Origin of the sequence: Shewanella sp. MBTL60-112-B2 (genome assembly GCF_019655055.1) — a bacterium.
GTDB lineage: Bacteria > Pseudomonadota > Gammaproteobacteria > Enterobacterales > Shewanellaceae > Shewanella.
On record NZ_BPFA01000030.1, the window covers coordinates 31508 to 44296 of the forward strand.

Below are 12789 nucleotides of genomic sequence, written 5' to 3' on the forward strand. Positions count from 1 at the left end.
AATAGCCATGCTTACAGCTATTCGCCTTGAATTAGTTTGCCAAAAAACGCTCTGAGTAGATCAACTTCTTATACTGATTAGTATAATACCTATCTGGCATTAGTCGGCGCAATTAGTGTGGCCTTACCAAGAAGGTGCTGATAGATATTGTATCCCGCTAATGCCGCTGTAGCGTTATCAGGTAGATCGATATGAGCGACATCCAGTGCATAGACAGTGATCTGATAATGGTGTGGTGCTGAACCCGCAGGCGGACAAGCACCGCCAAAGCCCTTAAAGCCAAAATCATTAGTAACCATGCTTGCTCCCTCAGGAAGATTGGCACCGCCCTTTGCCCCCGAGTTTGCTGGTAAACCTTTGGTGCTAGCAGGTATGTTCACAACTAACCAATGCCACCAGCCACTACCTGTTGGCGCATCAGGATCGTACATGGTCACAGCAAAACTTTTGGTTCCTTTAGGTATCTCACTCCAACTGAGCTCCGGAGAACTATTTTCTCCACTACAACCCCATTGATTAAATATCTGGGCTTTCTTAAGCGTCTTGCCTTCGTTGATATCAATACTGTTAAGTTCTAAGGCCTGGCTTGGAAATGCCAGTAAACAAAACAGTGCCAGTAACATAGTTTGATTTACTCTCATCGCTTTCTCTACCTCAACGTTATATGACTAAACCTGTCGCTCAATAAGCATAGTTGAAATATAACTATTCAAATTCTAACCTATCATTTAACGACTCAATTCAATTGACTTGGCGATTCACTTTCGATGTTCTGATGGAGGGAAAAACGGCTATTGAGACTTCAGTGACTAATTAGGCCGCCGCAATTATTTGACTGAAATAAATCTGTGTATTATAGCTTTAGGCAGGATAATTCTTGGTACTCATGGATGGAGTCGTCAATTGAAATGCTCTAAAAGTAGTTCATGCCCATTTCCTTGCGATAGCAAGATCCCTGAAAAGTTTCAGTCTTATATCGATGTAGGTATATGTAAAGTGATGGACGCTAACTCACTTCCTGACTCTATTGGTGACAAAATCACAGCGTCACTGATGGATAATTTAGATGCTGCCCTCTTTTGTAATAGAGTGACTGAGTACTTTGACAATATCTCCCCGCAAAGAGAACGGATCCTTGATCGGCTTATTGTTCACCAATTTGAAGAGTATTATGCGCAAGTCATTAGCATACTTTCCGTTAGAAAAAACAAAAGTCGCCAATTTGGTGATATTTTCGATGTGATCCCTCGAGGTAAATGTTTAGATCTCTTTCTATCTCTAATCAAAGAACATTGTATGGGGGCCGAACAAATAAAATTATTTTCTCAAAAGGTTGATGTATTAACGCAGAGCTTTGCCAATGAGAAAGGGATTGATTGGCAAAGGTTGTACGCCAGCCAAGAGTATAAAGCCTGCATGACGGAGGTGTTTTCTATCATCTTTCGTCACTTTGTAGATAGACCCGTCCCAATTCCGGCCTTGACTTTAAAACTTGATAATAAGCATCAAGCACAAAGAATTAACAAGCTATTAAGTTATATGGGTAAGTTATGGTTAAACCAACACATTGACTATTCAATATAGAAATATATTTAAAATAGATGAGTATCCAATAGCTTAGTTATACCAATCAGTATAAAGATTTGATCGCTCAGCGAGAGTTTAGCGGTTCTGATGCAAGGCTACGAGTGAAGAGCATAGTTGTTCTACGGTTTAGCTCGTTAACACAGCAGCTGAGCCGCTAAAACTCGCCATTCTGGAGCGTTTTTGGCTGCCTACTCCCGCGTTGAACATCTTCACAAGGGAGTAACCATTCTTTCAGCTATTCGCCTTGCATTAGTTTGCCAAAAAACGCTCTGAGCAGATCAACTTCTTATACTGATTGGTATCATTCATCATCCTGATTCATAGCCTCTTTGATTTCATCACTATCGAAACCTTTACGAGATAAATAAGCGTAAGCTTTCGACTTTTCTTTATAGTCCGACAAATCATATCGCTTCTTAGCAAGTTCATTTTTACAACTTTGATAAAAATCAACATCCCCAGCAAGGCTCAATTGGTACATAGTCTCTTCAAAGTCACTTAAATCGATCAAACGTTGCTTAAGCTCCTGCTGAATCAGAGTTTGGCCTTTCCCCTTTTTGTATAACTTAATTATTTCAGTGGTTAAGTCTGCTTTATCTGCTTTAACGGCTAATTTACTGCGAAGAGAGTCGCGCATCGGATGCTGCGCTAAAGCGTGATCGATCTCTACTCGAGAAAACCCTTTTGCCGTCATCTGGGCATAAACTTTCTCGCTGTTGGTACCATAGAAATTCTCATATCGACCGAGCAGCCTTGAGGTTGCCATCTCGAAACTATCAACATTTTGCTCATCCATCACCCGCTCGATGGCACAATCAATCTCAGTAATCGATACGCCACGCTGCTGAAGTTTGCGCCTTATGGCACCAGCGCCCAACTCATGGCTAAAAGCCAGCTCGCAATAACGCACTGCAAACTCAAAATCACTTTTGAGGTATCCGCCTTCTATCAATCTGGAGAGTACTGTATCAATCCACTGTTGATTTTCTGTTTTACGCTCAAGCTTGCTGCGAATTTCATTAATAGTGAAATCTTGCTGACTTAGATGCCAGTAAGCACTATTAAAAACGTTGTCGATGGTTTTGGCTTGACGTAATGGTGGGCGCTGCATAACGAATTGAACTTAAATTAAAATAACCAAAATCAGTGTAGCAGACCCCTGCATTATTGAGGAGTCCAACTTAGCTCCCATCCTAAACTCTTAGGCTAAAACAAGTAAACCGAGTGTGTCGTCGACTCGGTTTAACTCATTGATTGCTTAGTTAATTAATTAGTAAGCTTAACGACTCTTATTAATCATGCCCTTGAGCACAATTTCGTGATAACTCACCAATCCTGCAATGCTCCCCTCTTCAACCACTGGCGCCTTAGTAATACCGAAACGGTCAAACAAACGTGCACAGTAACGTACATCCATACTGCCCGGCACGCATAGCACAGGCTTGACCATGACTTCATACACATTGACTCGCTCAGGCGCTCTGTCTTGTGCCAACACTTTTTTAGCTATATCACTCATAAGCACCATGCCATACTCGTCATCATCATGCCGTTTATTGACAAATAGCACGTTCACCTTGTTTTTAACCGCGAGTTCAATGGCTTCAGCCACGGTTTGTAAACCATCGATCATGGCATAATCTTGACTCATGACATCATGATTTCTTACCAGGTTTTCATTCTTCATATTTGATCCTCAATGTCATGAGTTAACTTTTGTACCTGATGAGCGACCCCTACAGCGTCTTCTACATCAATTTGAATCGCAATGCCTTTACCTGAGCCACTATCAAACTCACCGACTTCACTAACCGTTTCTAAAATAGTTCGGCATAGATGCTCTTCAACCAACAGCAACACCACATCCCGCTGAATATCTAACGACAAGCCCATAAATGTCTTTTGCTGCTTAAGGCCTTCACCACGAGCATGGTTGATCACTGTAGCGCCTGTAGCGCCTTTACTCCGAGCCGCATCCAAAATCGCATCGGTACAGGCATCATCAATAAACACCAGAATAAGTTTAAAGCGCATTATCTCGCTCCTTTTGGGTTCTGTTCTTAAATTCCACCAACTGGGCATAGCCCATTACAGTGATCATTGGAAACAAACTAGCAAAGGCGATGAGCCCAAAGCCATCAATAAGCGGATTACGTCCCTCGACATTGGTCGCTAAGCCTAAGCCTAATGCTGCGACTAACGGCACGGTGACGGTGGAGGTAGTCACACCGCCCGAGTCATAGGCAAGCGGAACGATCATTTTGGGAGCATAGAAGGTTTGAATGACCACCAGCACATAGCCGACCATAATGTAGTAGTGAATAGGATCCCCCACCACAATACGAAAACACCCTAGCGCAATACCAAAGGCAACACCGATAGCCACCGAAATACGCAAACCTTGAATGCCTATGGTGCCACCAGATACTTGGTTTGCCTTTATCGCAACCGCGATAAGTGATGGTTCAGCAATCGTGGTACTAAAGCCTATCGCCGCTGCGAAGATATAAACCCAATAGTAGTCCTGCCAACCATTAACAGTATTTTGCAAGTCGTCTTCATGGATAAACTCATGGGAGGTCAGCTGTTCGGCCATACTCTCACCGATTGGGAACAAAGCCATCTCAAGGCCGACTAAGAAAAAGCTTAGCCCTAAAATCACATACACAAAACCTGCAACTACTCGCCGCCAATTAGCAACCGGCCTTTTTAATACTCCTAACTGAAAACCAAAGAGGATAATCGCAATAGGCACCACATCACGTATGGTAACCAGCAAGGTATCAAGCACTTGCTCAAGTAGTTCCATTAGATCACTCCCATTTAAAGTACTAGTATCAACGCTCTGGCATTAAAGCACCTGCATTAAAGCACCAGCATTCCGTAGATAAGCACAAAAATCATCGGCATTAAGCTGGCAAAGGCAATCAAACCAAAGCCATCAAGCATGGGGTTGCGTCCCTTAATCACAGTCGCTAAACCGACACCTAAGGCGGTCACTAAGGGGACGGTAATCGTAGATGTCGTCACCCCTCCCGAGTCATAGGCAATACCGATAATATTTTCAGGGGCGAATGAAGTCAGTATCATGACGATGATATAACCCGAAATAATCAGGTAATGGATTGGCCAGCCTTTTAAAATTCTAACCACGCCAAGCAAGATAGCTAAACCAACCGATAACGCCACTGTTAATCTTAATCCCATGGCGTAACTATCCATCGCCTCCTCAGAGGCTTTAATTGCACCGGCTTCTGCAGCCACCTCTGCAGCTTCGTTTGCCACTGCGGTTAATGCAGGTTCGGCTAATGTGGTCCCAAAACCCAGTGAAAATGAAAAAACCACCAGCCAAAATACACTTCCTTTACGAGCCAAAGCTTGTGCAAGCGACTCACCAATAGGAAACAGGCCCATTTCTAGACCGAAAACAAAAAAGGTTAAACCAACCACGATGAAAACGAGGCCTATAAGAATGGAAAACAGATTATCGGGTGCCTGTTGTAGAACAAATACCTCAAAGAAACAAACCACTAATATAATAGGGATCAGATCCTTGAAACTATTTAATAGTGCTTTTAACAACTGCTTGATTGAAGCCATACTCACTCCTTTGGGGCCACATTTTTAGTGTGCCAAAACCAGCAAAGATAACAACAAACAACTAACAAACTTTGCAACAACTTTGAGTAAGATCAAATATCAGCCATTTATTAACCACGGCTAAACTGTTAGGCAGTAAAAACATACAAATCGCTTATATTAAAATCAGTAACTCATCGGCTTGAAGCCTGCCTGTATTCACTAAAGTGCCGACTTAACGCTCAAGTCTCTCAATTAACCATCAATCACACACAAACAACCACCCCCCTCAAAGTCAATTTTTAGCAAATTTCACTCAAAAAACACCAAAACAGCCCCGTAAAGATAAAATCTTAGAAAAATATTCACCCAATTAATGAAAATCCGTCAAAAACAGTAATATTCAATTGACAGCTTTCACCTGCAAATGTTTTTATATAGCCATTGAAACAAACAAGATGAATTTTAGATGACACAGTTTACAACTTTCCAAAACATTAATTGGTGGTGGCACTTCCCAACTTAGCGGGTGGTGTGAAACTGTGTGCTCAAATAACTGAGCCAAGATTCAACAAGAAAGCCCGCACACTCTGCGGGCTTTCTTGTATCTAAGCGAAAATAAATCGGTAAGAAGAGAGAATACCCAGAGCAGCAGGCTTAAGATAAAGTGAGATAAAACAATGAATAATGCGTTACCCTACAAGGCAGGAGCATAAGCATGACAACCGACACAATCGCTAAAGTCGTCACTCAAAAAGAGGCGCTGGCGTATCATGAAGATCCGCTTAGCTTATACCAGCATGTGACTCAAAACGCCCCTCACACTATGCTGCTAGAGTCTGCTGAAATAGATAGCAAGGACCACTTAAAAAGTATCGTGCTGACTCACGCAGCCATGCAAATTCGCTGCGACGGTTATCAACTTAAGTTTAACGCGCTTACTGATAACGGTAAGACTCTACTTTCACCAATAAAGTCATTCTTCGAAAAAGACTTTCCAAGCACCAAAATAAACCATTGCGATGAATTAAGCTTAAGCCTGACTCTTCAAAAAGACTCTCACCAACTCGACGAAGATGCACGTTTAAAATCAATCTCCCCGCTTGATGGCTTAAGAATGTTGGTTAAGCACATCCGCTGCGATGAAAGCCCTGAGTTTGAAGATCTGTTTTTAGGTGGCGTGCTTGCTTATGACTTGATTGATACGGTTGAACCACTGCCAAGCGTGCCAGAAGGTAACAACACCTGCCCTGACTACCTATTTTATCTCGCTGAGACCTTAATCCTTGTGGATCATCAGCAGCAAAGTGCTGAAATCGTCACTCACCAGTTTGTTCAGCCAGCACAAAGCCCTGTCGATAGCATTAGCGCCTCACTCGCTCAACGTATGACAGAGTTACAACAAGCTTGTCACTCATTAACGCCCATTGCCGAGTTACAAGCCGTTGAAGCCCAAACCCAAGTTAACATCTCAGATGACGACTTTAAAAACACAGTTAACGACCTTAAAGAGCACATCATTGCTGGCGATATTTTCCAAGTCGTACCATCGCGCAGCTTTAGCTTACCTTGCCCGAACACCTTAGGTGCCTACCGTGCATTAAGACTGACTAACCCAAGCCCATACATGTTCTACTTTCGCGGCGACGACTTCACCCTATTTGGCGCGTCACCTGAAAGCGCACTTAAATATGAAGCCGCAACCAATCAGGTCGAGATCTACCCCATTGCTGGTACACGTAAACGCGGTAAAACGGCTAACGGTGAAATCGATTTTGATCTCGATAGCCGTAATGAGCTTGAGCTGCGCCTAGATAAAAAAGAGCTATCCGAGCACATCATGCTAGTCGATTTAGCCCGTAACGATATCGCTCGTATTAGCCAAAGCGGCACCCGCAAAGTACCTGAACTATTAAAAGTCGATAGATACAGCCATGTGATGCACCTAGTCAGCCGCGTTACAGGTCAACTACGCACAGATCTAGATGCACTGCATGCCTACCAAGCTTGTATGAATATGGGCACCTTAACCGGAGCGCCTAAAGTCAGTGCTGCGCAGCTTATTCGCGGCGCAGAGAAAACCCGTCGTGGCAGCTACGGCGGCGCAGTGGGTTACTTAAATGGTTTGGGAGATATGGATACCTGTATTGTTATCCGCTCCGCTTTTGTCAAAGAGGGTACCGCCTTTATTCAAGCCGGTGCAGGCGTCGTGTTCGACTCAGATCCACAGGCCGAAGCCGATGAAACTCGTCAAAAGGCCCAAGCCGTTATTTCAGCGATTAAGATGGGAGGTGGACTATGAAAATCTATCTACTCGATAACTTCGACTCGTTCACCTACAACCTAGTTGATCAGTTTAGAAGCCTAGGCTATGAAGTGGTGATCTACCGCAACGATGTAGACGCAGACTTTATTGCCAGCAAACTATTAAACGAAACCGTACCTGCAGCCCTAGTGTTATCACCAGGTCCAGGCGCCCCCCATGAAGCGGGTTCATTAATGGCCTTAATTGAGCGTGTGGCCGGTAAAGTGCCTATGCTAGGTATTTGCCTTGGCCACCAAGCTTTAGTTGAGCATTACGGCGGTAAAGTTGAGCGAGCAAACCAAGTGGTGCATGGTAAAGCCAGCCCGACATTTCATAACGGTGAGGATATTTTTGCCAACCTGCCCTCGCCGCTTCCTGTAGCCCGCTATCACAGCTTAGTCGCAACCCAAGTGCCAGATTGTTTAGACGTTATCGCCACGACAGAAGAGATGCCAATGGCGATTATTCACCGCCAAGATAAAGCCGTTGGGTTTCAATTTCACCCAGAGTCGATATTAACCACGCTTGGTAGCCAATTATTAGTGCAAAGCTTAGATTATTTGTCTCGCGCACTGAATGAAAACAGCCAGAATAACGACAAAGGATAAGATGATGACTCAAATAGAAATCAAACCTACAGCAGCCCTTATCGAAACACTTTATCAAGGTGAAAGCTTAACGCGAGCAGAAGCTAAAGCGCTATTTAGCCAGATCATTCAAGGCGAAATGAATGAAGTCACCATGGCAGGCATGCTAGTCTCCATGAAAATGCGTGGCGAAACCATTGATGAAATATCCGGAGCAGCCGATGCCCTGCGCGCGGCCGCAAAAGCCTTTCCAACGCCGAGTGAATCGACCGTAAATCAGGGTATTGTCGATATTGTTGGTACTGGCGGCGATGGTCACAACACCATTAATATCTCAACCACTGCAGCCTTTGTTGCTGCGGCCGCGGGTGCCAAAGTCGCTAAACACGGTAACCGCAGCGTATCGAGCAAATCAGGTTCATCAGATTTACTGGCACAATTTGGTATCGATTTAACCATGGCACCAGAAACGGCGCGTGACTGCTTAGATGAACTAGGACTGTGCTTCTTGTTTGCACCGCACTATCACGGTGGCGTAGCCCACGCAGTGCCTGTACGCCAAGCACTTAAAACTCGCACGCTATTTAATGTATTAGGGCCGTTGATTAATCCATCACACCCTGACTTTATGCTACTAGGTGTTTATAGCCCAGAACTAGTTGCCCCTATCGCTCAGGTCGTAAAAGCCCTTGGTATTAAGCGCGCCATGGTGGTTCACGGTAGTGGCCTTGATGAAGTTGCACTTCACGGTGACACCTTAGTCAATGAGCTTAAAGATGGCGTTATCACCGAGTACCGCATTACTCCAGCCATGCTTGGTGTCATTCAAGCAGAACTGACTGATTTAGAAGGCGGCGCACCAGAAGAAAATGCTGAGTACACCCGCGCCATATTACAAGGCACAGGTAAAAGCGCCCATATGAACGCAGTTGCTATTAATGCGGGTTGCGCCCTCTATGTGGCAGGCGTTTGCGAAGACATCAAGTCAGGCACGGCGCTAGCATTAGACACCATTAACAGCGGCAAAGCCTACCAATTATTAACCCAGCTTAGCGACGCTAGCCAAGCTGGTAAAGGAGCTTAATGTGAGCACGGATTTAAGAGACGCACCCGCAGTAAAAGAAAGCAATGTACTGACTAAAATTGTCGATACTAAAGCGGCGCATATTGCCTCACTCAAGCAGCGCTTTGCTGAAGATGACTTATCGCCAAAAGTGTCTGACAGAAGTTTATTTGATGCCCTTAAAGCGCCAAATGCAGGCTTTATTTTAGAATGTAAGAAAGCCAGCCCATCGAAAGGGCTTATCCGTGATGTGTTTGATGTCGACGCTATCGCAGATGTCTACAACCACTACGCAGCGGGTATTTCGGTATTAACCGACGAGCAGTTCTTCCAAGGTGATATGGATTATATCCCGCGTGTACGTGCTCGCGTCACTCAGCCAATTTTATGCAAAGACTTTTTTGTTGATGAGTACCAGGTCAAATTGGCTGCACATCAAGGCGCTGATGCCATTTTATTAATGCTATCTGTACTTGATGACAATCGCTATCAAGCCTTAGCCGCCGAAGCGGCCAAGTATCAACTTGATATCTTGACTGAGGTGAGTAATGAAGCCGAGCTAACTCGCGCCATTGCGCTTAATGCCAAGATCATCGGGATTAATAATCGTAACCTGCGCGACCTGTCTACTGATCTTGCGACCACAGAGGAACTTGCGCCGCATATTCCGGCCGACAGAGTAGTGATCAGCGAATCTGGCATTTATAACCAAGCCCAAGTTCGCCGTCTAGCACCGCTTGTTGACGGCTTCTTGGTTGGTAGTTCATTAATGGCTGAAGATGATTTAGATCTAGCTTGCCGCACGCTAACTTTTGGCCACAACAAGGTATGCGGCTTAACTCGCATCGAAGACATGCTAGCTGCCGCAAAAGCAGGCGCCATTTATGGCGGCCTTATTTTTGCGCAAAAATCACCACGCGCGGTAACCGCTGAGCAGGCCAAAGAGCTAGTACAAGAGTTAACGCAAAGCGGCACTAAACTCAATTTAGTTGGCGTGTTTGTTAATGAAGCGGCCGATGTGATTGCCAAGCTCGCGCTTGAATTAAACCTGTTTGCCGTACAACTTCACGGTAAAGAAACCGCACTCGAAATTGATACATTGAAAGCAATCTTAGCCACAAACAATAGCTCAACTCAGATTTGGAAGGCGGTTGCGGTAGATGTGGCAAGTGAGCATGAGTTAGACATTCCAGCAGGCATTGATCGCGTGGTATTTGACAGCAAATCTGATGGCCAATTTGGTGGCACAGGCCAAAGCTTTGACTGGCAAAAGATACTTCCGAATAAAGAGCTGGCGTTACTTGCCGGTGGACTCAGCCCTGACAATGCGGCGCGAGCCGCTAGCCAAGGCTTTTACGGCTTAGATTTTAACTCAGGCCTTGAGCAAAGCCCTGGCATTAAAGATCCAAGTAAAATTAGCGCAGCGTTTAAGCTTTTACGTCAGTACTGAACTGAGCAGAACTGAAACAAACTAAACCAAACAAAATTATCGTCATATGCCCCAAGCGCCTGTGACCACAAATTGAAAAGAAATAGGATAAGATTATGAGCAAGTTAAACCCATACTTTGGGGAATATGGTGGTATGTACGTACCGCAAATTTTAATGCCAGCACTTAAGCAACTTGAAACCGCTTTTATTGAAGCCCAAGAAGATGAAAGCTTTCAAAAAGAGTTTACCGAGCTATTAAAGAACTATGCAGGTCGTCCAACCGCATTAACCTTAACCCGCAACTTAAGCCCTAATCCGCTGACTAAGATCTATCTAAAACGTGAAGACTTGCTACACGGCGGCGCTCACAAGACTAACCAGGTACTAGGTCAGGCATTACTGGCTAAACGCATGGGTAAAAAAGAGATCATCGCCGAAACCGGCGCGGGTCAACATGGCGTGGCGACAGCACTTGCCTGTGCATTACTGGGCCTAAAATGCAAAGTATACATGGGCGCTAAAGACGTCGAGCGTCAATCACCAAACGTATTTAGAATGAAGCTAATGGGCGCAGAAGTTATTCCGGTAACATCGGGCTCTGCCACCTTAAAAGATGCGTGTAATGAAGCGATGCGCGACTGGTCAGGTAGCTATGATAAAGCTCACTACCTGCTTGGTACGGCAGCTGGCCCGCACCCGTTCCCAACAATTGTACGTGAGTTCCAACGTATGATTGGTGAAGAAACTAAGCGTCAAATCCTTGAGCGTGAAGGCCGTTTGCCTGATGCGGTTATCGCCTGTGTTGGTGGTGGTTCTAACGCTATTGGTATGTTTGCTGACTTTATTGATGAGAAAGACGTGGCACTGATTGGCGTTGAACCTGCGGGTAAAGGCATTGACACACCTATGCATGGCGCGCCGCTAAAACATGGTAAAACGGGTATTTTCTTTGGTATGAAAGCGCCACTAATGCAAGACAGTGAAGGCCAAATCGAAGAATCTTACTCAGTTTCGGCAGGCCTTGATTTCCCATCTGTTGGGCCGCAGCACGCGCACCTTGCCGCAACTGGCCGCGCGACTTACGAGTCGGCAACCGATGATGAAGCGCTTGAAGCTTTCCAGTTACTGGCACGCTCTGAGGGTATTATCCCGGCGCTTGAGTCTGCTCACGCTCTTGCTTATGCAGTAAAGCTTGCAAAACAAGCCACCAAAGAAACCATTTTAGTGGTAAACCTGTCTGGCCGCGGCGACAAAGATATCTTCACGGTTGCGGACATTCTTGAGAAACAAGAAGTTGAAGAGCAAAAGGCTGAGAAACAAGAAGTTGAAGCACAACAAACTGAAACCCCAAACAACTAGGAGAGTGGCAATGAGTCAACGTTATCAGGCAGCCTTTGCCGCCCTTAATGAAAAAAACCAAGGTGCATTTGTGCCATTCGTGACCTTAGGCGATCCGTCACCTGAGCTATCGCTAAAAATCATCGACACCTTAGTGGAAAACGGCGCAGACGCTTTAGAGCTAGGTTTCCCGTTTTCCGACCCATTAGCCGATGGCCCCGTTATTCAAGGCGCAAACCTGCGTGCCTTAGCAGCTGGCACGACGCCATCTCAATGCTTTGAGATGCTAGCTAGCATTCGTGCTAAGTATCCAGACTTACCGATTGGTTTACTGCTGTACGCCAACCTCGTGTTTGCTAATGGTGTCGATACTTTCTACGCCAAGTGCCAAGCAGCTGGAGTTGACTCAGTGCTGATCGCCGACGTACCCGTTGAGGAAGCGGCGCCGTTTATCGAGTCAGCCAAAAAGCATGGCGTGTGCCCTATCTTTATCGCACCGCCAAATGCTGACAGCGATACCTTAAAGTTGGTTAGCGAAAAAGGCGAAGGTTATACTTACCTGTTATCGCGTGCAGGCGTGACGGGCACAGAGTCAAAAGCTGGTATGCCTATCGGTGATATTCTAAATCGTCTAAAAGAGTTTAATGGCGCGCCGCCACTACTCGGTTTTGGTATTGCCGAACCTGCTCAAGTAAAAGCTGCTATTGATGCGGGCGCTGCAGGTGCTATTTCAGGTTCTGCGGTAGTAAAAATCATTGAAGCGAATAAAGATAACGAGTCTGCGCTGTTGAGCGCCCTTGCTGAATTTACTCGCAATATGAAAGCGGCAACAGCTCGTTAATTTATAGTCGAACAATCCCTAGCTAAGAGTTACAGATATAAAAATAGCGCCTTAATGG

General features: G+C 45.2%; 13 protein-coding genes. 7 read left to right on the forward strand and 6 right to left on the reverse strand.

The window, feature by feature from the left end; translation table 11 throughout:
* Positions 1–89: 89 nt before the first annotated feature.
* Entirely contained in the window at positions 90–641 is a 552-nt protein-coding gene (locus K5Q73_RS16835) for a YbhB/YbcL family Raf kinase inhibitor-like protein (protein ID WP_220765457.1), read from the reverse strand.
* A 262-nt stretch (positions 642–903) separates the two neighbouring features.
* Here K5Q73_RS16835 and K5Q73_RS16840 point away from each other — a divergent pair, with 262 nt between their 5' ends.
* On the forward strand, positions 904–1584 hold the full coding sequence (locus K5Q73_RS16840) for a hypothetical protein (protein ID WP_259650837.1): 681 nt from the start codon (positions 904–906) through the stop codon (positions 1582–1584).
* Positions 1585–1888: 304 nt separating this feature from the next.
* Here the strand turns inward: K5Q73_RS16840 and K5Q73_RS16845 are convergent, their stop codons facing one another.
* The 5 genes from K5Q73_RS16845 to K5Q73_RS16865 all read right to left on the reverse strand — a co-directional run bounded on the left by K5Q73_RS16845 (position 1889) and on the right by K5Q73_RS16865 (position 5187).
* Positions 1889–2698 (reverse strand): regulatory protein RecX, encoded by an 810-nt coding sequence (locus K5Q73_RS16845; protein ID WP_220765458.1) that lies wholly within the window; start codon positions 2696–2698, stop codon positions 1889–1891.
* 168 nt (positions 2699–2866) lie between these two features.
* Entirely contained in the window at positions 2867–3274 is a 408-nt protein-coding gene (locus tag K5Q73_RS16850; protein WP_220765459.1) for a CBS domain-containing protein, read from the reverse strand.
* Complete coding sequence (locus K5Q73_RS16855) at positions 3271–3621, reverse strand: P-II family nitrogen regulator (protein ID WP_220765460.1); 351 nt, start codon at positions 3619–3621, stop codon at positions 3271–3273. Before K5Q73_RS16855 ends, K5Q73_RS16850 begins: the two co-directional genes overlap by 4 nt.
* On the reverse strand, positions 3611–4396 hold the full coding sequence (locus tag K5Q73_RS16860) for a DUF1538 domain-containing protein (RefSeq protein WP_220765461.1): 786 nt from the start codon (positions 4394–4396) through the stop codon (positions 3611–3613). Before K5Q73_RS16860 ends, K5Q73_RS16855 begins: the two co-directional genes overlap by 11 nt.
* A gap of 56 nt (positions 4397–4452) precedes the next feature.
* Positions 4453–5187 (reverse strand): DUF1538 domain-containing protein, encoded by a 735-nt coding sequence (locus K5Q73_RS16865; RefSeq protein ID WP_220765462.1) that lies wholly within the window; start codon positions 5185–5187, stop codon positions 4453–4455.
* 697 nt (positions 5188–5884) lie between these two features.
* Here K5Q73_RS16865 and K5Q73_RS16870 point away from each other — a divergent pair.
* From K5Q73_RS16870 to trpA, 6 genes are all read left to right on the forward strand, one after another.
* Entirely contained in the window at positions 5885–7468 is a 1584-nt protein-coding gene (locus K5Q73_RS16870; RefSeq protein WP_220765463.1) for an anthranilate synthase component 1, read from the forward strand.
* Positions 7465–8079 carry an aminodeoxychorismate/anthranilate synthase component II gene (locus tag K5Q73_RS16875; RefSeq protein ID WP_220765464.1) on the forward strand — a complete coding sequence of 205 codons (615 nt, stop codon included), beginning with the start codon at positions 7465–7467 and terminating at the stop codon, positions 8077–8079. Before K5Q73_RS16870 ends, K5Q73_RS16875 begins: the two co-directional genes overlap by 4 nt.
* 4 nt (positions 8080–8083) lie before the next feature.
* Positions 8084–9142: an anthranilate phosphoribosyltransferase gene (gene trpD / locus K5Q73_RS16880; RefSeq protein WP_220765465.1), complete on the forward strand. Its 1059-nt coding sequence runs from the start codon at positions 8084–8086 to the stop codon at positions 9140–9142.
* A gap of 1 nt (position 9143) precedes the next feature.
* Positions 9144–10571 carry a bifunctional indole-3-glycerol-phosphate synthase TrpC/phosphoribosylanthranilate isomerase TrpF gene (gene trpCF, locus K5Q73_RS16885; RefSeq protein WP_220765466.1) on the forward strand — a complete coding sequence of 476 codons (1428 nt, stop codon included), beginning with the start codon at positions 9144–9146 and terminating at the stop codon, positions 10569–10571.
* Positions 10572–10666: 95 nt separating this feature from the next.
* Positions 10667–11911, forward strand: a complete 1245-nt coding sequence (gene trpB / locus K5Q73_RS16890; RefSeq protein WP_220765467.1) for a tryptophan synthase subunit beta — start codon at positions 10667–10669, stop codon at positions 11909–11911.
* 10 nt (positions 11912–11921) lie between these two features.
* Positions 11922–12731 (forward strand): tryptophan synthase subunit alpha, encoded by an 810-nt coding sequence (gene trpA, locus K5Q73_RS16895; RefSeq protein WP_220765468.1) that lies wholly within the window; start codon positions 11922–11924, stop codon positions 12729–12731.
* Positions 12732–12789 lie beyond the last annotated feature (58 nt).

What these genes read in the sequence shown, in the direction of transcription:
- K5Q73_RS16870 (WP_220765463.1), top strand. Translation starts at nt 5,885, where the DNA reads ATGACAACCGACACAATCGCTAAAGTCGTCACTCAAAAAGAGGCGCTG.
- trpB (WP_220765467.1), top strand. Translation starts at nt 10,667, where the DNA reads ATGAGCAAGTTAAACCCATACTTTGGGGAATATGGTGGTATGTACGTA.
- K5Q73_RS16860 (WP_220765461.1), bottom strand. Translation starts at nt 4,396, where the DNA reads ATGGAACTACTTGAGCAAGTGCTTGATACCTTGCTGGTTACCATACGT.
- K5Q73_RS16865 (WP_220765462.1), bottom strand. Translation starts at nt 5,187, where the DNA reads ATGGCTTCAATCAAGCAGTTGTTAAAAGCACTATTAAATAGTTTCAAG.
- K5Q73_RS16850 (WP_220765459.1), bottom strand. Translation starts at nt 3,274, where the DNA reads ATGAAGAATGAAAACCTGGTAAGAAATCATGATGTCATGAGTCAAGAT.
- trpA (WP_220765468.1), top strand. Translation starts at nt 11,922, where the DNA reads ATGAGTCAACGTTATCAGGCAGCCTTTGCCGCCCTTAATGAAAAAAAC.
- K5Q73_RS16835 (WP_220765457.1), bottom strand. Translation starts at nt 641, where the DNA reads ATGAGAGTAAATCAAACTATGTTACTGGCACTGTTTTGTTTACTGGCA.
- K5Q73_RS16845 (WP_220765458.1), bottom strand. Translation starts at nt 2,698, where the DNA reads ATGCAGCGCCCACCATTACGTCAAGCCAAAACCATCGACAACGTTTTT.
- K5Q73_RS16855 (WP_220765460.1), bottom strand. Translation starts at nt 3,621, where the DNA reads ATGCGCTTTAAACTTATTCTGGTGTTTATTGATGATGCCTGTACCGAT.
- trpD (WP_220765465.1), top strand. Translation starts at nt 8,084, where the DNA reads ATGACTCAAATAGAAATCAAACCTACAGCAGCCCTTATCGAAACACTT.
- K5Q73_RS16875 (WP_220765464.1), top strand. Translation starts at nt 7,465, where the DNA reads ATGAAAATCTATCTACTCGATAACTTCGACTCGTTCACCTACAACCTA.